The organism is Acidovorax sp. 99 (assembly GCF_003096455.1).
GTDB classification, from domain to species: Bacteria; Pseudomonadota; Gammaproteobacteria; order Burkholderiales; family Burkholderiaceae_C; genus Acidovorax; species Acidovorax delafieldii.
This window is the reverse complement of the sequence record NZ_QEKU01000001.1, coordinates 505,876-523,648: the sequence shown is the minus strand read 5'-3', so window position 1 is coordinate 523,648 and position 17,773 is coordinate 505,876. Positions and strand designations below refer to the sequence as shown.

Below are 17,773 nucleotides of genomic sequence, written 5' to 3'. Positions count from 1 at the left end.
CAAAAATATAGTGAATGATATGGCGCGCCAGCGCGGCTAAACCAGCCGCAGGTCGGCCCCCTGGGTCCCTGGAAACACCCGCGCCACGGCCGCCGGGTTCAGCCCGTACATGCGGGCGAACAGTCCCCCCAACACACTGCGGTAGTCGTTGAGCACGGGGTAGTCGCGGTTCTGGAACAGCGTGGTGGCGGTCAGCGCCTGCTGCTCGCCCGCAATGCGGCCGCCATTCACCCCGCCGCCCAGCACCCAGAACACGGTGCCGTGGCCATGGTCCGTGCCCCGGTTGCCGTTCTCGCGGAAGGTGCGGCCAAACTCGCTGATGACCACCACCACGGTGGACTTCCACGCGGGGCCCATCTCGTCGGCAAAGCCTGCCAGGCCCCGGCCCAGTTCCTCCAGGCGGTTGGCCAGCGTGCCGGTGGCGGCGCCCTGGCCCACATGGGTGTCCCAGCCGCCCACGTCCACAAAGCCGAGCTGGTAGCGCGACTGCATGAGCCGCGCCATGCGCCGGGCCGTGCCCTCAAAGCCCTTGGTACTCAGCGCATTGCGGCTGGCGGCCTCCATCTCGCCCTGCATGGTGCGGGCGACCTCATCGCGGGTGGCAAAGCCTTCGTTCACGGGCGTGGCCAGCGGTGTCCCCCGGTACATGGAGGCGATGAGTTCGGCCTGCCGCGCATCCACACCACCGCGCCCCGCGCCTGCGCTCAGGGCGGTGTTGGGCACATCCACCGCTCCGCGCAGCACCAGGGGCAGGGTGCTGGTGAACGCCATCGGCTGCAGCGCCACCGGGGCACTGTCGGCGCGCGGGTTCAGCTCCGCCACCAGCCGGTTCAGAAAGCCCGATCGGTAGTCGCGCCGCCCGCCCAGGGGCTGGCCCAGCTCAATGCTGTCCTGGGTGTCGAAGTGGCTGCGGGAGAGGTCGTCCGTGCCTGCAAACGGCACAAAGGCGAGCTGGCGCTGCTGGTACAGCGGCAGCATCGATTCAGCGAGTGCCGGATGCAGGCCCCAGTCGGGCGTGAGCGGCAGGGCGCCGCCCTCCTGCCCCGGCCGGGCGATGGCGATGTTGGGCCGCGTCTCATAGTAGTAGCTGCTGGCCGTAGGCACCAGCAGGCTGGCGCAGTCGTAGCCACCGCGCAAGAACACGAGCAGAAAGCGCGTGTCCTGCACGCGGGGTGCGGCGAGCACGCTGGCGCTGTGCACGCCCAGGCCCGCACCGAGTGCGCTGGCGCCCAGGGCCTGGAGAAGGTGTCGTCTGTGCAGCATGAAGCTTCTCCTCAGCCGTGCATGAACTCGGGGGATGCGAGGAACAGCAGATTCCATTCGCGCGGCGAGGTGGCCTGCGCCAGCACGTTGCGCGTGGCCGGGGACCAGGTGGGCTCCATGGCGCGCACGTAGGCTGTCTGCGCCAGGGCGGGCGGCATGCGCGGCGCGGCGCGGGGCGCTGCGTCATCGCTTGCTGGCGGGGCGCCCAGAGCGCCTGCACCCAGGGCCCGCGCCATTTCAAAGCGCGTACTCATCTGTCCCGAGCCCGACCACGACGCAGAGTCCAGCGGGTAGCCGTCGGGCGTGACGCGGCCATACAGGGGCTCGGCCAACCGTTGCAGCCACGCCAGTGCCGGATCGGTGCTGGGCAGCACGGCGTCGCCATGGGCCAGTCGCAGGCCTGCCAGTGCGTAGTGCACCGGGTCCCGAAAACGATGGCCCAGGGACGCGCGGAACTCTGGAGTGTGGAACAGCGTTTCCAGCACCGCCGCAATGTCGCCGTCAGTGCGCTCAAAGCTGCGGGCCAGGGTCTGCAGCAGTGCAGGCGGCGGGTTGTCCCCCACCAGAAAGAGCGCGATCTTGCGCGTGATGAAGCGTGCGGTGGCAGGCGCTCGGGCCAGGCGGTCCAGCGCTTCGTCCACTTCGGCCAGGCCTTCGGCGCGCAGCGGCTGGCCGAGCAGCGTCTTGGGCTCCCAGTCATGCCGCTGGGGGTTGAACTCGAACAGGCCATCGCGCACATAGTGGCGTCGCAGCGCAGGCTTCATGCGTGGGGGCTCGTCGCCTGGCGGCCGCTGCGACACGCCCCCGCCGGTCAGCACGCGGGCCAGCTCCTGCACGTCCTGCTGGCTGTAGCCGCCGTCCACGCCCAGTGTGTGCAGCTCCATCAGCTCGCGCGCGTAGTTCTCGTTGATGCGGCCTGCGGCGTTTTGCGCGTTGTCCAGGTAGCGCAGCATGGCCGGGTGGCGCACGGTGGCGCCCAGCAGGTCGCGAAAGCGGCCCAGTGCATGGGGCCGTATCGCGTGTTCCTCGTAGTCACCCACCAGGGCGCGCAGGTTGCCCTTGCCGGCAAACACGTTGAAGTGGTTCATCCAGAACCAGGTCATCTTCTCGCGCAGCTGGGTGGGCGAATAGAGCGCGCGCAGCACAAACCGGGCGGCCGCCTCCTGCTGCAGGGCGCGCATGTCCTGCTGCCAGGTTTTGAGCGCAGCCTTGCGCTCGTCCTCGGTGGGCAGGGCCTTGGCGGCGCGGTTGCGGGCTTCCATGTCGGCCGCCAGCGCCTCGATGGGGGTGCGCGAGATGGCCATGGCGTCGATCTGTGCCTGGGCTTCGCGGGGCAGTGCGGTGTGGACACCTGGGCGCAGTTGCGCAGCCAGATACGCGCTGATGCCCAAGCCGCCCAGCGCTTGCGTGCCCTGGGCGGTGCAGCCCCAGGTGACGCGGTCCAGCAGGCGTGCCAGGGTGGGTTCGTCGGCCGCGCTCCAGGTGCCCGGGCCTGTTGTGTGGGGCACTGCGGCTGCGGGGGGCGCGGCTTGTGTGGCAAGGGGGGCGCCAAAGACGGCGCAGCCCGCCAGGCCGAGCAGCAGGGTGCGGCGGTGGAGGTGCAGTGGGTTAGTGGGGGTCATGGGGCCTCGCGGGCAGCCAGCCAATGGCTGTCCGCATGGTGCCGCTGCCACCACCCGCATGCAAGCCCGCACGGCGGGTTTTACCTGCGCGACACAAACGCCAGGGAGGATGTATCGAGGGGTATCTCCAAGCCCCCAGACATGATCATGATCGCCTGAGAACAGGTTCTCAGTGTTATGGCGCTGCGCCCGTGGCCTGTGCGGCCTCCTCAAAACGGTCTACCTTGCGCAGGGTCTGGAACGCCATCATCCAGCCACCCACCACACCCAGCGTGCACAGGCCGCCCACGATGGCGGCGGGCACCACGCCCAGCCAGGCGGCGCTCGTGCCTGCGCGGAATTCGCCCAGTTCGTTGGACGAACCGATGAACAGCATGTTCACCGCGTTCACCCGCCCACGCATGGAGTCGGGCGTGGAGAACTGCACCAGCGCGCCGCGGATGTACACGCTCACCATGTCGGCTGCCCCGGCCACCAGCAGCGCCGCAAACGACAGCCAGAACAGCGTGGACAGCGCAAACACCAGGTTGGCCACGCCAAATACCGCTACGGCGATGAACATGGTGCGGCCCACATGGCGGTTGAAGGGCCGCATGCTCAGGTACAGCCCGGCACTGACCTCGCCCACGGCCATGGCACTGCGCAGCGCGCCCAGGCCTGCCGGGCCCACATGCAGCACCTCTTGCGCATAGATGGGCAGCAGCGCCACCACGCCGCCCAGCAGCACGGCAAACAGGTCCAGCGAGATGGTGCCCAGGATGATGGGCCGCGTGCGGATGAAGGTGATGCCCGCGCCAAAGCGCTCGAACATCGTGCCTTGCGCGGGGCCGGGTGCCGTGGCGTGGGCCACCACCACGCGCAGCAGCAGGGCCACCCCCAGCACAAAACACGCGCAGCAGATGGCATAGGTCAGCTCGCCGCCGCCCAGCGCATACAGCAGCCCGCCCAGCAGCGGCCCGCCAATGCTGGCCACACGCATCAGCATGCTGTTGGCGGCGATGGCCTGGGCCAGTTGTGCACGGGGCACGATCTGTGGCAACAGGCTCTGCATGGCCGGGCCCGAGAACGCGCGGGCGCAGCCATACAGCACCAGCACGGCATAAATGCCCGCCACCCCACTGCTGCCGTGGCCAGACAGCCACCAGAGCAGGGCGCTGCACAGGCCGCCCACCGACCAGGCGATCGCCAGGATGCGCTTGCGGTCAAAGCGGTCGATCAGGTCGCCCGCTGGCAGCAGCAGGGCCAGCATGGGCAGAAACTGCGCCAGGCCCACATAGGCCAGTGCCAGCGGCTGCCGGGTCAGGTCGTACACCTGCCAGGCCACCACCACGGCCTGCACCTGGGTGGCGACCACGGCCACCACGCGGGCGATCAGGAAGGAAACAAAACCGGCATGGCGGTAGACGTTGGCAGGTTCGGCGGGCGCGGCAACAGCGGCGCTCGGGGTGATGGGCTCGGGCGTGGGCATGGGTGGGGTCAGCGGGGGGCATTCGCCCAGTGCGGCGATGCCCCCAAACGGCGGGAGGCCAGATGCTAGCGGTTGTCGCGCCGGGTTGCAGTCAAGCGCTGGTAAAGCCACGCAGCGGGTGCCCTGATGGCGCGGTATGCGATGGCCTCAACGACGATGCCGGTGCCGGTAGTCCCACGGCGCCAACGGGCGCTTCTGGGACCACAGGCCCGCGTGCTGCGCCTGCGCAGAACGTTGCAGGGACGCCAGGTGGGGATAGCCGCTGGCGTACGGCGTGTAGACCCAGGCCATGCCAGCGCGCACCTGGGCCGTTGCTACGTCCGTCCCGCCGCAGTGCACCTGCGCCACCATGCGGCCATAGCTGTCCTCGTCCACCGGTTGTAGCGTGGCCCGCTGCCGAAAGCACAGTTGCGCCAGGTGCTGTCGCGACTTCTGCCCAAACGCCTGGCGGGATTCGGGCGCGTCGATGGCGGCGATGCGCACCTTGACCTGCTGGTAGGCACCGGGGGCGCCGCAGCGGGCGGTGAGGGTGTCGCCGTCGCTGATGGCAACGACCAGGCAAAGCAGGGAGGCGGCGAGGGGCACTGGGGCTTGAATGTGGGTGGGTGGACACCGGCGGCGGTGTGGGGGCTGCAGCGGGCTGATTGTGGGCGGATGCGCTACGGCAGCATGCCTTGATAGCTATGAATAGTATAGCGTTTGCGATCGGCTGGAATGGGGTGGCAGGCTGACACAGGGGCTGGCGCGAGGCGCCTGTTCGCTGCTCCGAAGTCCTTCCTGGCACACAACACAACGCCGGACTGTTTTGCTTCAAGGTGTTACCACACCGATGTGTACACGGCGCGAAGAATATGGGGAACCCGGAGCGGTTACTGCCGTCAGACACCCCAGGCGCTGTGACAATGGGGTGCATTGACCAGCGCGTTCGTTTCGCGTTGGTTTGCGCTTGTTATTGTCGGCACTAGTGTGCTGTCCCGTAAATAGCTGCAAGAAATGAAATCGATGGCATCGCGCCCAGGGCAAGGCGCAAACCGCAGTGATAGCCGTAGCTATCGCGAGGAGTTGCAACGCAGCCCTGGGGGTGAGGACGCGATTTCATGTGCAGTTATTTACGGGACAGCACACTAGCCACCCACCACCCAAGGAGTCCCGGTTTTGCGTTTCCCCTGGTCCACAGAATTCCATGCCTCCCCACCCGCGCTGTGGCGCGCCGCCGCCGTGGCCCTGGCCTGTGGCGCGACCTTGGTCATGGCAGGCTGCACCAGCACGGGGGTCAAGACGTTTGGCGTGCAGGAGAACTTTGGCTCGGTCGCCACCTATTCGCGTCTGTTTGATGCCACCCCGGCGCAGACCTGCGAGGCCTCGCGCCGCGCGCTGCTCAGCCAGGGCTACGTCATCTCGTCCAGTTCGGCCGATCTGGTCGAGGGCAAGAAGAGCTTCCAGCCCGAGCCCGAGTCGCACCTGCAGATGGTGGTGCGCGTGGTGTGTGTGCCCGAGGCTAATGACGGCAAGGTCAGCCTGGGCTTTGTGACCGCCACGCAGGACACCTACGCATTGCGCAAGACCAACAACTCCGCCAGCGTGGGCGTGGGCGCCATCGGCTCGGTGTCGCTGCCGTTCTCATCCAGCAGCGAGTCCCTGGTCAAGGTGGGCAGCGAGACCATTGCCAAGGACACCTTCTACGACAGCTTTTTTGACCTGGTCAAACGCTACCTGGTCATCGACCAGGCGCTGGCGGACTGAGCCGCCCTGGCGGGACAGTCGCCCGCCTTCAGGCACTCAGGCACTCAGCGGTCGGAGCGTGGCGGCACCCGGTAGCGCAGCTCGGCAAACACGCCGCCCAGCGTGGTTACGGATTGCAGCTGCAGCGGCGGCTGCACCACGCGGCGCGGAAACAACGGGGTGCCCGCGCCCAGCGTGACCGGCGCCACCTGCACGATCAGCTCGTCCAGCAGGCCCGCATCGTCAAACTGCCCCACCAGGTCGCCCCCGCCCACCACCCACACATTGCGGCCTGCTGCGGCCTGCACCATGGCCTGGTGCACGGGGCGCACATCGCCACGCACAAAGCGCACATCGGCACCCGCAATGCTGCGCAGCGTGCGCGTGCTGAACACCCAGGTGGGCTGTGTGTACGGCCAGGGCTGCCCCGCATCGATGGCATGTTTCAGCATCCATTCGTAGGTGTGTGATCCCATGGCCAGCGCGCCCACGTTGCGGATGAAGTCGGGGTAGCTGGAGCCCTCGATCTCGCCAAATTGCAGCAGCCAGCCCAGGTCATGGTCGGCCGTGGCGATGAAGCCGTCGAGGCTGGACGCGCCGTAGAACTGTGTAGTGGTCATGCCCGGGCACTGTAGGGACCGGCTGCTGACAACGTGCTGGCAGCAGGCGCGGGTGGGGTCTGCCCCGTGCATTCATCGGCCAGAGGCCCCCAGTGACTCAAGGCAGCTGCACCGTCTCCGCCAGGTGCCCGTACACCGCTGCAATGCGCCGCAGGTGCCGCGACTCCGCGTGGGTCAGCAGCCACAGCTCGGTTTCGCCATCGGCCAGCGCGCCCGTGAGCGGGCGCAGGTCGCTGCGGCCCTGGGCCAGAAAGAGGGGCAGCACCCCCACGCCCATGCCCAGGGCCACCAGTTCCATCACGGTGAGCAGGCTGTTGACGCGGTAGGTGGGCTGTGCCCTGGGGTATTGCTTCTTGCGCCAGCGCACCGAGGGGTGGTCGGGCAGGGCGTCGTCGGGCGCAATCCAGGCGGCGCGGCCTGCCTCCACATCTGACAGGGCCAGCGGGCTGGCGGTGCCTGCGTAGAGGGCCGAGCGGATCATGCCCAGCTGCCGCCCCACCAGGTGCTGTGGCGGGCGCTTGGTGGCGCGCACGGCGATGTCGGTGTCGCGCCGCGTCAGGCTCACCAGCTCGTTGCCGGCGTGCAGCTCGTACACCAGGGCCGGGTGCCGGGGCTGCAGCATCTGCAGGGCCGGGGCGATGAGGCCGTGCAGGATGGTGTCGGTGGTGGAGATGCGCACCGTGCCCGACACCTGTTCGGGCTGCGCCTGTGCGGCAGAGCGCGCGGCCTCCAGGGCGGCTTCCACCCGCTCGGCCTGTTCGGCCAATGCCTGGGCCAGTTCCGAGGGACGGTAGCCGGCGCGCGACCGGTCGAACAGCGACTGGCCCAGCCCCCGTTCGATGCGCTGAATGGCGCGGAACACCGTGGACGCATCCACACCCAGCCGCTCACCGGCGGCCGCCAGGGTGCCGGTGCGCACCATGGCCAGCAGCACTTCCAGCTCGGCCGCGCCCAGTTGGTATTGCGCTGATGCAACGGTTGATTTCATGGGTGCTTATTTTGTTTGCGTTGTTGCAAGCATAGATTCTGCCTGTCGCCGGGCCTTGCCGTGTACCGATGGGTGTCTGCGGCTGCTAGTGGGTAGCAACGGCGACATATTCCAACCGTTTTTACAGAAAGCCCCGTTCCCATGAAGCTCTACTACGCCCCCGGTGCCTGCTCGCTCGCCGTCCACATTGCCCTGCGCGAGGTCGGCGTTGCGTTCGATCTGGTCAAGGTGGACCTGGTGCGCCACACCACCGAGACCGGTGCCAGCTACCTCGACATTTCCCCGCGCGGCTATGTGCCCCTGCTGGAGCTGGCCGACCAGTCGCGCCACACCGAAGCAGCGGCGCTGCTGCAGTACGTGGCCGACCTGGACCCGGCGCGCGCGCTCATCGGCCAGCCCGGCTCCAGCGAGCGGCTGGCCGTGCTGGAATGGCTCACCTTCGTCAGCACCGAACTGCACAAGGGCTTCAGCCCCTGGCTGTGGCACAAGGAGACGGCCGACTCCACGCGCCAGGCCGTCAAGGCCAAGCTGGCCGTGCGATTTGCCGAGATGGAGGCCGTGCTGTCGCGCAGCGACTTTCTGGCGGGCGGCTACAGCGTGGCCGACGCGTATGGCTTCACCATCGTCAACTGGTCGCACCTGCTGGGCATCCCGCTCACTGCCTACCCGCACCTGCAGGCCTGGATGGCACGCGTGGCGGCCCGCCCGCAGGTGCAGGCTGCGCTGCGGGCCGAGGGGTTGCTGTCGTGATGGCCCAGACCACAGCGCCCGCTGCGCTCACTCTGGTCTCGCATGCGCTGTGCCCCTATGTGCAGCGCGTGGCCATCGTGCTGCACGAAAAGGGCCTGGCGTTCGAGCGCCGCACCATCGACCTGGCCCGCAAGCCCGACTGGTTCCTGGCCCTCTCGCCGCTGGGCAAGACCCCGGTCCTGCAGGTGCGCGGCCAGAGCCTGTTCGAGTCAGCCGTGATCTGCGAATACCTGGACGAGGTGGCCATGCCCGTGCTGCATCCGCCAGATCCGCTGCAGCGCGCCCGCCACCGGGCGTGGATGGAGTTTGGCTCTGCGGTGCTGAACACCATCGGCGCCTTCTACGCCGCGCCGGATGAGGCCACGCTGCAGGCCCGCGCGCAGGACCTGCGCAGCCGCTTCGTGCAGATCGAAGAGGCCCTGAGCCAGCGCAGCGTGCCGGGGCCGTACTTTGCCGGGCCGGACTTTGGCATGGTGGACGCGGTGTTCGGCCCCGTGTTCCGGTACTTCGACGTCATCGACACCTTGCCGGGCATGGATGGCCTGGCGTTCTGGCACGCCTTGCCGCTGGTGCAGCAGTGGCGTGCGGCGCTGGCGGCACGCCCTTCGGTGCAGCAGGCCGTGGGTGCGGACTATGCCGAGGGCTTGCGGGCCTTTTTGCGTGCGCGTGGGTCAGCCCTGTCGCGGCGCATGCAGGCGGTGGCCGCGTAGACCCCGCACGCCTGCCGGCTCAATCCGCCCAGGTGCCCGGCGCCAGCCCGTCCAGCGTGTACGGCCCGATGGCCGCGCGGATCAGCCGCAGCGTGGGGTGGCCCACGGCGGCCGTCATGCGGCGCACCTGGCGGTTGCGGCCTTCGCGGATGATGAGTTCAATCCAGGTGGTGGGGATGTGTTTGCGCTCGCGGATGGGTGGGGTGCGGTCCCACACCGCAGGTGCGGGCTCCAGCAGCCGTGCGCGGGCGGGCAGGGTGGGGCCGTCGTTCAGCACCACGCCGCTGCGCAGCGCGGCCAGCGCAGCCTCATTGGGGATGCCCTCCACCTGCACCCAGTAGGTTTTCTCCATTTTGAAGCGCGGGTCGGCAATGCGGGCCTGTTGCTTGCCATCGTTGGTCAGCAGCAGCAGCCCTTCGCTGTCGGCGTCCAGCCGCCCGGCCACATACACGCCGGGCAGGTCGATGTAGTCCCTGAGGCCCTGCCACTTGCCCTCGGGCGTGAACTGGCTCAGCACGCCGTAGGGTTTGTTGAAACGGATCAGGCGCGAGGTCATGGGGTCGGTTTCAAGCAAAAAGGGCCGGATGCGCTAGTGCAATATGCGCTGAGTGCTATCAAATGCATAGTAATGAAGCCCTGCGCCATCAGGCCGGCACGAACAGCGCCGGGTCCACCATGGTGCGGTTCAGCATCACGCCCCAGTGCAGGTGCGGGCCGGTCACGCGGCCGGTGGCGCCCACCTTGCAGAACGCGTCGCCCGCCTGCAGCACATCGCCCACGCGCACCTCCATGCTGCTCAGGTGGCAGTACATGGTGAGCAGGCCCTGGCCGTGGTCCAGCCACACCGTGCCGCCGTTGAAGAAGTAGTCGCCCACGTCAATCACCCGGCCCGGCAGCGGCGCCACGATGGGCGTACCGGTGGCGGCGGCAATGTCCATGCCGCTGTGCGGATTGCGCGGCTGGCCATTGAACACGCGGCGCAGCCCGAACGAGCTGGACCGCCGCCCCGGCACGGGCACGCGCATGCGCAGCGATGCCAGCGCCACGCCGGCGGGCTGCTCGGAAAAGGTGGCCATCACCTGGGCCTGGTGGTCGCGCTCGCGTTCGTAGCGGGCCTGGTCCTCGGGCGAGAGGTCCACCGTGCGGGGCGACACCTTCAGGTGCTGCTCCTTGTATTGCTTGGGGGCCACGCTGTAGTGCACCAGGCGTGGGCCGCCGCCGCCCTCGGGCAGCACGCTGATGAAGGCATCGCCCGGCGCTGCCGCCAGCGGTATGCCCACGATGGCCGTCCACTCGATGGCATCGCCCACCACCCGCAGCGGCACATCCACCTCGCCCTGGCGCACCTGCGCCACCGGCCGCGTGGCCGCCGGGCCCAGCGACAGCCGTGCCACGCCGCCCGGCACCTGCAGCGCCTGGGGCCACACCGTGGGCGCGGGTGGCACAGGCTTGGCATGCAAAGGGGCCACCAGGGCAGGCTGCGCCAGCAGGCCCGCCGTGCCGATCAAGGCGCTGCGGCGGGTGATGGAGAGGGCGGGGCGGGCGGAAGCAGGGCGGGCAGATTCAGACACGGCAGAGGAAGGCATGAACAAAAACAAAGTGACTGCGCAAGGGGCTGGTGCGCGCGCAAAGCGCCCCGCTGTCGCGGCCGACAAGGGCGATTGTGCCCCCGGTGTTGGCGGCGTCCGCCTACATCGCGCCTGCATGCCGGCACCTACCATCGCGCCATGCCACCCGCCGCCCCTCGCCGCCGTTCCACCATGCTCACTGTCTTGCTCACGGCCCTGGCCACGGGAGCCCTTGTCTTGTTGGCACTCAACTTCACGGCGGGCGAGAAAAAAGTGCAGCAACAGCTGCCGCGCCTGTACAGCGCCGCCCACCCGCAGTTCGAGCGCGCCCTGGGCAGCCTGCTGGGCCCGGGCATTGTGGGCGGCAATGCGGTGACGGAGCTGCTCAACGGCGACCAGATCTTTCCGCCCATGCTCGCCGCGATCAAATCCGCTCAGAAAAGCGTCACCTTCGAAACCTACATCTACTGGTCGGGCGACATCGGCAAGCAGTTTGCCGACGCCCTGAGCGAGCGCGCCCGCGCTGGTGTGCCCGTGCATGTGCTGCTCGACTGGGTGGGCAGCGCCAAGATGGAAGAGAGCTATCTGGCCGAGATGAAGGCGGCCGGGGTGTTGATTGAAAAGTTCCACAAACCCCACTGGTACAACCTGGCCCGGCTGAACAACCGCACCCACCGCAAGCTGCTGGTGGTGGACGGGCAGGTGGGCTTTACCGGCGGCGTGGGCATTGCCCCGGCATGGACGGGCCACGCGCAAGACCCCGACCACTGGCGCGACTCGCACTACCTGGTGCGCGGCCCCGCCGTGGCGCAGATGCAGGCCACGTTTCTGGACAACTGGCTCAAGGTCACCGGCAAGGTGCTGCATGGCGAGGCGTACTTTCCGGCCATTGCACCGGCGGGTGCGCAGAAGGCGCAGATGTTCTCCAGCTCGCCATCGAGTGGCAGCGAGAGCATGCAGCTCATGTACCACCTGGCCATCACGGCGGCCGAGCGCAGCATCGACCTGTCGGTGGCGTACTTTGTGCCCGACGACCTGACACGCAAGCTGCTGATGGACGCTCTGGCACGCGGCGTGCGCGTGCGCCTGGTTACCCCCGGCGAGCACACCGACACCGAGACCGTGAAGGCCGCATCCCGCGCCACCTGGGGCGAGCTGCTGCAGGCCGGGGCCGAGATTTATGAATACGGGCCCACCATGTACCACTGCAAGGTCATGATCGTGGACCAGTTGCTGGTGTCGGTGGGCTCCACCAATTTTGATAACCGCTCGTTCCGCCTGAACGACGAGGCCAACCTGAACGTGTACGACGCCGCCTTTGCACAACGCCAGACACAGGTGTTTGAAGACGACATCCGACGGTCACGCCGCGTGACCTACGAGGCCTGGCGGGACCGCCCGCTGCGCGAGAAAGTGCACGAGACCTTGACCGGCTGGATGCGGTCGCAGCTGTGACGATGTTTGAATGAAATCAGCCGCTGGCGCCAGTGAACAATGCGCCAGGCGCTATCAAAAGTGTAGTTTCCGGCGGTGGATGCGCGGCGGCGGTTGCGGTGCGCCGCCGGGGCAGTGTTTGCCCTGGCGGGCATCTCCGCCGTGCTTGTGGATCAGTGCGTCACGAACTCGTAGGTCACGGCTTCGCTGTCCACCATGTCGAGGATGTCGTCCAGCACGTCTTCGTCTTCGGTGCTGGCCCACAGGTCTTCGGGGTCTGTGGCAAACAGGGGTTCGATGGCGATGTCCATGAACTTGCCATCGGGTAGCTTGATGACCGGCGTGCCCTCAGAGGTATCGACCAGCTCCCAGTTGTCGGGCACGGTCATTTCGAGCTGGATGGTGACGTTGAGTTTTTTCATGGCGAATCCTTGTTGCAGAACCGGTCAGGGTAACCCAGTTTGGTGCCAGATGGATGTCTGGCGCCGAACGGATATGCCTAATGCGCTATAAAAATTAGAGCATCCAAAGGATTCTCCACTGCAGGCGCTCATGCCTGCGCCGGGCGAACTCCGTGCTCTCGCGTCTGGCATGGGCTTTGCGTCATGCAGGGCGCAACGTGTCGCGATGCAGACCGTGGGCCGCCGATGTGCCCTTGTACTGCGTGCCATTTGCTGTAACGTGTCTGGCCCAGGCCCCTGTGAGTCCGCATTCGCTGCGGGCCACGGAAATGCCTGTTCTTGTCCCATCTTCTGACCCCCTGGAGAACCTGCCCATGATCATCAAGAAAACCCTGGCCCTTGCCGCAGCCGCCGCCGTGGTCGCCAGCCTCGCCTTCAGCCCGGCCGCGCAGGCTGGCCCCCGGCTCGACAAGATCATGGAGGCCAAGGTCATCCGCGTAGGCACGCCGGGTGACTACCGCCCCTTTGCCATCAAGACCGACGCGGGCTACAGCGGCCACGACATCGATGTCATCGAGACCATGGCCAAGGAGCTGGGGGTGAAGATCGAGTACGTGCAGACCTCGTGGCCCAACCTCGTCAAGGATCTGCAGGGCGACAAGTTCGACGTGGCGGTGGGGGGCATCACCCGCAACGTCAACCGCATGCGCATTTTTGACATGCTGCCCGGCTATGCGCCGTTTGGCAAAGTGGCCCTGGTGCGCGCGGCCGACAAGGCCAAATACACCAGCGTGGACGCCATGAACCAGCCCGCCGTGCGCGTCATCAAGAACCCCGGCGGCACCAACGAAACCTATGTGCTGGCCAACCTCAAGGCCGCCCAGGTCAGCACGCACGACAAGAACGCCGAGATCCCTGCACTGATCGCCGAGGGCAAGGGCGACGTGATGATCACCGAGACGTATGAAGCCCTGCACTACGCCAAGGCCGACCCGCGCCTGCACGCCGCATTTGTGGACGCGCCGCTCACGCCCAAGAACTACCTGGGCTTCATGCTGCCCACCGACGACGCTGACTACGTGCGCGTGATGGGCTTTGTGTGGGGCCTGGTGGACAGCCGGGGCACCATCAAGCAGGCCGCAGACAAGTGGCTGAAGTGACGGCTTTGAAGTGACTTGGGTCGGGCGAAGTGGACCTGTGGGCTACTCGCCAGGAATCTCCGGCTCCACCAGCAGCGCCAGCAACTGCAGCGACTCCTGCCAGCCCAGGTAGCACATCTCGGTCGGGATCACGGCCGGGATGCCCGCCTGCACGATGGACACCTCGGTGCCCGTGATTACCTTTCTGAGCTGAATGGTGGTGCGCATCTCGCCGGGCAGGTTCGGGTCGTCAAACCGGTCGGTGTGCACGATGCGCTCGCCCGGCACCAGCTCCACATACTCGCCGCCAAACGCGTGCGTGCCGCCGCTGCTCAGGTTGGTGAACTGCATGCGGTAACTGCCGCCCACGCGCGCATCCAGGCTCAGCACCCGGCCGGTAAAGCCATGGGGAGGCAGCCATTTGCACATGGCGTCGGCATCCAGAAACGCGCGGTAGATGCGCTCGGCCGGTGCGCGCAGCACGCGGTGCAGGGTGACGGTGCCGGTAGCGGCTGCGGAGGGGTTGGGGGTGGTCATGCAGGGTCTCCTCGCGGGAATCGGGGTGGATGGATGACAGCGTGCGCCCCAACGCCATGATGGTCAATGGCCTGGGGCTTTTACGCGTTCACACCTCTACGACGAACGGGCCGGTGCGTTTTCGACAACCGGCCCTTTGCATCACCACATTTTTTGTGGCGCCGGCTCAGGCGGCGACGGTGCGCACTGCAAAGCGCTCGCTGCCCTGCGCCCAGGCCAGCAGCCGGTCGATGTTGGGGTGCTTGCCCGGAAAGGCGCGCGCATCCGCCACATGCTCCGCATACCACTCCAGCCCCAGGCTGGCGGCTGCAGGCGTGATCTGCCCGCCATACAGCGCCGCCAGTGCGGCATACACCACCAGCGACCCGGTCTGGCCGGGCTTGTTCTCGATGGTGGCCAGCACCTGGCCGTCTGCGCCCAGCAGTTGCAGGGCGGCGAGGTGGCTGGCGGAGGGGAGTTGCTTCAGGCGGTCTGCGAAGTTCATGGCGGTCAAATTCAAGTGAAATGAGCCGCAAGCGCTAGAAGATCATGCGCGAGCAGCTATAAAAAAGTGAGTGGGTGAATCAGCGGGGCGGAATCTTAAAGGATGCGCGTGGGGCCCAGACTTTGAACAGGCGCTACCGTTGAGCAGGCGCTCACGCCTGCCACACCCCAAACCCGGCCGAGCGCAGGTCGATGCCAATCTCGATCTCCCGGTCCACTGCCTCCTCGTAGGTCATGGGGTTGAAGCCCTCGTACAGGTCGGGCAGCAGCCGCAGGCCGTACTGCGTCACAAACCGGTTGGCCTGGATGCCCGCCTTGTGCTTGTCAAACCGCACATCCGGGTCCAGCCCCGTCATGCCCACGTACACGCAGGGCTTGCCGTCGATGTAGCCGGGGTTGCACTTGCGAAAGCGCGGCTCCAGCAACACGTCTTTGGAGAGTTCGACCACGTAGACGTGGTGGTGGGGCTTGCGGCGGCGCATGGGGCAATGGCAGGGTAGAAGCAGGCCGTCTGGTCGCCTACTCGTCGTCCTCGTCCGCCAGCCCGTCATCCCGCAGGCGCCGGTCCAGCTTGCCGCGCAGCGCATCGGCGTCTTGCAGGAACTGGTCCACCGGCACCGCAGGGGCCACGCGCAGGGCGGGCGGGAACAGGCTGCTCATGTACAGCTCGTTGCCCAGCCGCATGCGGTTGAGCCACTGCGCGCCCAGCCACGACGGCACGCCCAGCAGCACTACGGCTGCCATGGCCCAGGCCAGGCCCACGCGGCGGCGGGGCAGCACGGTGGCCAGGTGGGCGTACAGCGCGCCGGCCAGCACCAGCACCATCAGCACCGGGGCAAACCGCGACAGCGACTCCAGCGAGAACGTGAACGCCGTCAGATAGCTCAGCAGCTGCACCGCGTCGGCCACCAGCACTGCGGCGCACGCGATGCGCACGTGGCGCCAGAACCGCAGCTGGCTGCCAAACAGCTTGTTGGCCACGGACCACAGGCCCGCCCAGGCCCCCACCACCGCCAGCGTGGTCAGCAGCAACAGGGGCAGCGACTTCAGGTACTGCGCGGCGTCGCGGGCCTCCAGCCACGACTCTCCCAGCCCGGCCAGCAGCACCAGCACCGCCAGCGCTGCCGTGGTGCCCACCGTGCGCCACGGAAACTGCGGCAGCGCCTGCTCCTCGGCAATGGGCGCATCGGCCAGGCGCAGATGGATGTGGGTGTGGCCCAGGTCGATGGGCATGCCATCGGGCCAGTCAAAGCGTTCGCTCTGGGCATGCTGCTTGCGCTGCAGGCGTGCGCCGTTGCGTGTCTCCAGCACCTCGACCTGCACGGTGCGGGGCTCGTCCACCGCGCGGTCAATGCGCAGGTGCCGGGGCGCCACAAACGGGTCGTCCAGCACCAGGTCGCAGTCCAGCGCGCGGCCCACCGTCACGGGCCAGCGGGTGATGGGCGCACGCGCCAGCAGCGCGCCGTGGCGGTCAAACGCCTCGATCAGCCCCAGGGTGGTGGTTGGCATCGCGCTCATGGTGCGGCCTCCCAGCGAAAAGCCTTGAGGTAGTGGCTGGCCAGCTTCATGCCGTTGTCAAACGCAATGCCTTGCACATCCAGGCGGCCCAGCACGCCCCGTGTGGGCTGGTTGACCGAGGTGGCCAGCACCGTCATGTTGTACAGGCCGGTCAGCTTGCGGTAGGCCGACAGGCACACCACCGCCCGCAGCGGCACGGTGCCGGGGTCCACAAACCGCTCGGTGCACTCGGCCGCCGTCTGGTGGCGGTTGCCCCGTGTGGGCAGGCGCTCATTCGCAAAACTTTGCGAGTACATGCGGGCAAACCGGGCGGCGCCCAGCGTGGGCGCGTTGTAGGCCTCGTAAGACAGGCGCACTGCGCCGGTGCTGAAGTCGCCCGCCACCACATCGCTGTCGGCCTGGCACTGCGTGCGCTCCAGGTTCAGCCCGGGGAAGGCCGGGTCACGCCCCGATCCCCAGCACCGCGCTAGCGCATCGTCGGGCACGGGCAGGCGGTAGTTGCCATGGCGCTGCTCGCGAAACGGCGCTTTCAAGAACCGGTCCGTCAGCAGTTGCTGGTGCTCCATCAGCTGCCGCGTCATCTCGGCGTGCGCGGCCTGCGTGATGGGCTGGGCGTTGGCTGCGCGCTGCACCAGGGCCTGCGCAAACTCGGCAGGGATCAAAAAGCTGACCTGCTCACCATCGAGCCGCTTGGCAACGTTCACACCCAACACCCGGCCTGCGTCGTCCACGGCGGGGCCGCCGCTCATGCCGGGGTTGAGCGCGCCGCCAAAAAAGATGCGCGGATAAAAGCTGCGCTTGACCAGCCCGTTGTAGGTGCCCTCGGTCACCGCAAAGCCAATGTCCAGCGGGTTGCCCAGCGAGTAAATGCGCTCGCCCTGTGCCAGCGCGTCAGTGGTGGGCCGAAAGCCCAGCACCGGCGCCGCTGCCGTGCGCCCCTTGGCGCGCAGCACGGCCAGGTCGCGCTGCACGTCAAACGCCAGCAGCTCCACCTCGCCCTCCTGCCCCTCCATCGTCACGTACACGCCCCGGTAGCGCTCGGGCTCCAGCGCGAGCTGGCTGGCCACGTGAAAGTTGGTGACGATCAGCCCATCGGCCGACACAAAAAAGCCCGAGCCAATCGACGCCTGCGTGTTGGCGTTGCGCAGCAGCGTGCGGATCTGCACCAGCTTGTCGCGCGACAGCTCGTAAATGCGCCGCGCATCGCGCGACAGCAGGGCCGCATCGGCCGCTGTGGGCGCGGCGGCTGCGGCGCCCCCCGGTGTGGGTGTTGTGCCATCCACAGGGGCACTGCCTGCCGGGCGCGTAGCCGGGGTGCTGGCAGTTGCGGGTTGGGGGGCGGGCTGTGCGTGCGCCAGCGCACACAGCAGCAAGAGCAGCGACGAGGTCGCCAGCCGCAAGGGCCGAATCGAAGGGAAGGGCATCGCGGTATTCTATGAACGCCCTGCGACAAGCCTTAGAGCGGCTAACAAAACTCTTCTGGCGTCGTTGCTGTGTCTTGTCGTACTGCTCGTACTGCCTGCGACACAGCGCCTAGCCAGAACCGCTTC

19 protein-coding genes are annotated in these 17,773 nt (G+C 67.6%); 5 read left to right on the top strand and 14 right to left on the bottom strand.

Annotation, left to right across the window (positions count from 1 at the left end; translation table 11 throughout):
• Window positions 1-36: 36 nt before the first annotated feature.
• From C8C95_RS02575 to C8C95_RS02560, 4 genes are all read right to left on the bottom strand, one after another.
• On the bottom strand, window positions 37-1,263 hold the full coding sequence (locus tag C8C95_RS02575; RefSeq protein WP_243415613.1) for a DUF1501 domain-containing protein: 1,227 nt from the start codon (window positions 1,261-1,263) through the stop codon (window positions 37-39).
• An 11-nt stretch (window positions 1,264-1,274) separates the two neighbouring features.
• The gene (locus C8C95_RS02570) at window positions 1,275-2,885 is read right to left on the bottom strand and encodes a DUF1800 domain-containing protein (protein WP_116747538.1); all 1,611 of its coding nucleotides are present in this window, start codon (window positions 2,883-2,885) and stop codon (window positions 1,275-1,277) included.
• A gap of 175 nt (window positions 2,886-3,060) precedes the next feature.
• Window positions 3,061-4,353 carry an MFS transporter gene (locus C8C95_RS02565; protein WP_116747537.1) on the bottom strand — a complete coding sequence of 431 codons (1,293 nt, stop codon included), beginning with the start codon at window positions 4,351-4,353 and terminating at the stop codon, window positions 3,061-3,063.
• A 147-nt stretch (window positions 4,354-4,500) separates the two neighbouring features.
• Window positions 4,501-4,938, bottom strand: a complete 438-nt coding sequence (locus C8C95_RS02560) for a thermonuclease family protein (RefSeq protein WP_116747536.1) — start codon at window positions 4,936-4,938, stop codon at window positions 4,501-4,503.
• 663 nt (window positions 4,939-5,601) lie between these two features.
• Between C8C95_RS02560 and C8C95_RS02550 the strand changes: the two genes are divergently transcribed.
• The gene (locus C8C95_RS02550; RefSeq protein ID WP_051022730.1) at window positions 5,602-6,096 is read left to right on the top strand and encodes a DUF2242 domain-containing protein; all 495 of its coding nucleotides are present in this window, start codon (window positions 5,602-5,604) and stop codon (window positions 6,094-6,096) included.
• A 44-nt stretch (window positions 6,097-6,140) separates the two neighbouring features.
• Here the strand turns inward: C8C95_RS02550 and C8C95_RS02545 are convergent, their stop codons facing one another.
• Window positions 6,141-6,695 (bottom strand): dihydrofolate reductase family protein, encoded by a 555-nt coding sequence (locus C8C95_RS02545; protein ID WP_116747534.1) that lies wholly within the window; start codon window positions 6,693-6,695, stop codon window positions 6,141-6,143.
• Between the two features lie 97 nt (window positions 6,696-6,792).
• Complete coding sequence (locus C8C95_RS02540) at window positions 6,793-7,683, bottom strand: LysR family transcriptional regulator (protein WP_116747533.1); 891 nt, start codon at window positions 7,681-7,683, stop codon at window positions 6,793-6,795.
• 141 nt (window positions 7,684-7,824) lie between these two features.
• Between C8C95_RS02540 and gstA the strand changes: the two genes are divergently transcribed.
• Window positions 7,825-8,433, top strand: coding sequence for a glutathione transferase GstA (gene gstA, locus C8C95_RS02535; RefSeq protein ID WP_116747532.1), 609 nt, complete (start codon window positions 7,825-7,827; stop codon window positions 8,431-8,433).
• A complete protein-coding gene (locus C8C95_RS02530; RefSeq protein WP_116747531.1) occupies window positions 8,433-9,143 on the top strand; it encodes a glutathione S-transferase family protein in 711 nt (236 codons plus the stop codon). Before gstA ends, C8C95_RS02530 begins: the two co-directional genes overlap by 1 nt.
• Before the next feature lie 19 nt (window positions 9,144-9,162).
• On the opposite strand, the gene C8C95_RS02525 is transcribed toward C8C95_RS02530, so the two are convergent.
• Both C8C95_RS02525 and C8C95_RS02520 read right to left on the bottom strand, forming a co-directional pair.
• Entirely contained in the window at window positions 9,163-9,699 is a 537-nt protein-coding gene (locus tag C8C95_RS02525) for a pseudouridine synthase (protein ID WP_116747530.1), read from the bottom strand.
• Window positions 9,700-9,787: 88 nt separating this feature from the next.
• Window positions 9,788-10,729 carry a M23 family metallopeptidase gene (locus C8C95_RS02520; RefSeq protein WP_116750109.1) on the bottom strand — a complete coding sequence of 314 codons (942 nt, stop codon included), beginning with the start codon at window positions 10,727-10,729 and terminating at the stop codon, window positions 9,788-9,790.
• Window positions 10,730-10,903: 174 nt separating this feature from the next.
• Here C8C95_RS02520 and C8C95_RS02515 point away from each other — a divergent pair, with 174 nt between their 5' ends.
• Window positions 10,904-12,166 carry a phospholipase D-like domain-containing protein gene (locus C8C95_RS02515; RefSeq protein WP_116747529.1) on the top strand — a complete coding sequence of 421 codons (1,263 nt, stop codon included), beginning with the start codon at window positions 10,904-10,906 and terminating at the stop codon, window positions 12,164-12,166.
• A 152-nt stretch (window positions 12,167-12,318) separates the two neighbouring features.
• Here the strand turns inward: C8C95_RS02515 and C8C95_RS02510 are convergent, their stop codons facing one another.
• A complete protein-coding gene (locus C8C95_RS02510) occupies window positions 12,319-12,567 on the bottom strand; it encodes a hypothetical protein (RefSeq protein ID WP_056064732.1) in 249 nt (82 codons plus the stop codon).
• A 353-nt stretch (window positions 12,568-12,920) separates the two neighbouring features.
• Here C8C95_RS02510 and C8C95_RS02505 point away from each other — a divergent pair, with 353 nt between their 5' ends.
• On the top strand, window positions 12,921-13,706 hold the full coding sequence (locus C8C95_RS02505; protein WP_207780560.1) for a transporter substrate-binding domain-containing protein: 786 nt from the start codon (window positions 12,921-12,923) through the stop codon (window positions 13,704-13,706).
• A 42-nt stretch (window positions 13,707-13,748) separates the two neighbouring features.
• Here the strand turns inward: C8C95_RS02505 and C8C95_RS02500 are convergent, their stop codons facing one another.
• The 5 genes from C8C95_RS02500 to C8C95_RS02480 all read right to left on the bottom strand — a co-directional run bounded on the left by C8C95_RS02500 (window position 13,749) and on the right by C8C95_RS02480 (window position 17,647).
• A complete protein-coding gene (locus tag C8C95_RS02500; protein WP_116747528.1) occupies window positions 13,749-14,222 on the bottom strand; it encodes an SRPBCC family protein in 474 nt (157 codons plus the stop codon).
• 166 nt (window positions 14,223-14,388) lie between these two features.
• A complete protein-coding gene (locus C8C95_RS02495) occupies window positions 14,389-14,706 on the bottom strand; it encodes a DUF2322 family protein (RefSeq protein ID WP_116747527.1) in 318 nt (105 codons plus the stop codon).
• A 151-nt stretch (window positions 14,707-14,857) separates the two neighbouring features.
• The gene (locus C8C95_RS02490; protein ID WP_015014990.1) at window positions 14,858-15,187 is read right to left on the bottom strand and encodes a hypothetical protein; all 330 of its coding nucleotides are present in this window, start codon (window positions 15,185-15,187) and stop codon (window positions 14,858-14,860) included.
• Between the two features lie 37 nt (window positions 15,188-15,224).
• Window positions 15,225-16,223, bottom strand: a complete 999-nt coding sequence (locus C8C95_RS02485; RefSeq protein ID WP_116747526.1) for an FHA domain-containing protein — start codon at window positions 16,221-16,223, stop codon at window positions 15,225-15,227.
• Window positions 16,220-17,647, bottom strand: coding sequence for a serine protease (locus C8C95_RS02480; RefSeq protein WP_116747525.1), 1,428 nt, complete (start codon window positions 17,645-17,647; stop codon window positions 16,220-16,222). Before C8C95_RS02480 ends, C8C95_RS02485 begins: the two co-directional genes overlap by 4 nt.
• Between the last annotated feature and the right edge of the window lie 126 nt (window positions 17,648-17,773).

Bases quoted from the DNA above. Each gene is read 5' to 3' on its own strand.
- C8C95_RS02575 (WP_243415613.1), bottom strand. From the start codon at position 1,263: ATGCTGCACAGACGACACCTTCTCCAGGCCCTGGGCGCCAGCGCACTC.
- C8C95_RS02570 (WP_116747538.1), bottom strand. From the start codon at position 2,885: ATGACCCCCACTAACCCACTGCACCTCCACCGCCGCACCCTGCTGCTC.
- C8C95_RS02565 (WP_116747537.1), bottom strand. From the start codon at position 4,353: ATGCCCACGCCCGAGCCCATCACCCCGAGCGCCGCTGTTGCCGCGCCC.
- C8C95_RS02550 (WP_051022730.1), top strand. From the start codon at position 5,602: ATGGCAGGCTGCACCAGCACGGGGGTCAAGACGTTTGGCGTGCAGGAG.
- C8C95_RS02545 (WP_116747534.1), bottom strand. From the start codon at position 6,695: ATGACCACTACACAGTTCTACGGCGCGTCCAGCCTCGACGGCTTCATC.
- C8C95_RS02540 (WP_116747533.1), bottom strand. From the start codon at position 7,683: ATGAAATCAACCGTTGCATCAGCGCAATACCAACTGGGCGCGGCCGAG.
- gstA (WP_116747532.1), top strand. From the start codon at position 7,825: ATGAAGCTCTACTACGCCCCCGGTGCCTGCTCGCTCGCCGTCCACATT.
- C8C95_RS02530 (WP_116747531.1), top strand. From the start codon at position 8,433: ATGGCCCAGACCACAGCGCCCGCTGCGCTCACTCTGGTCTCGCATGCG.
- C8C95_RS02525 (WP_116747530.1), bottom strand. From the start codon at position 9,699: ATGACCTCGCGCCTGATCCGTTTCAACAAACCCTACGGCGTGCTGAGC.
- C8C95_RS02520 (WP_116750109.1), bottom strand. From the start codon at position 10,729: ATGCCTTCCTCTGCCGTGTCTGAATCTGCCCGCCCTGCTTCCGCCCGC.
- C8C95_RS02515 (WP_116747529.1), top strand. From the start codon at position 10,904: ATGCTCACTGTCTTGCTCACGGCCCTGGCCACGGGAGCCCTTGTCTTG.
- C8C95_RS02510 (WP_056064732.1), bottom strand. From the start codon at position 12,567: ATGAAAAAACTCAACGTCACCATCCAGCTCGAAATGACCGTGCCCGAC.
- C8C95_RS02505 (WP_207780560.1), top strand. From the start codon at position 12,921: ATGATCATCAAGAAAACCCTGGCCCTTGCCGCAGCCGCCGCCGTGGTC.
- C8C95_RS02500 (WP_116747528.1), bottom strand. From the start codon at position 14,222: ATGACCACCCCCAACCCCTCCGCAGCCGCTACCGGCACCGTCACCCTG.
- C8C95_RS02495 (WP_116747527.1), bottom strand. From the start codon at position 14,706: ATGAACTTCGCAGACCGCCTGAAGCAACTCCCCTCCGCCAGCCACCTC.
- C8C95_RS02490 (WP_015014990.1), bottom strand. From the start codon at position 15,187: ATGCGCCGCCGCAAGCCCCACCACCACGTCTACGTGGTCGAACTCTCC.
- C8C95_RS02485 (WP_116747526.1), bottom strand. From the start codon at position 16,223: ATGAGCGCGATGCCAACCACCACCCTGGGGCTGATCGAGGCGTTTGAC.
- C8C95_RS02480 (WP_116747525.1), bottom strand. From the start codon at position 17,647: ATGCCCTTCCCTTCGATTCGGCCCTTGCGGCTGGCGACCTCGTCGCTG.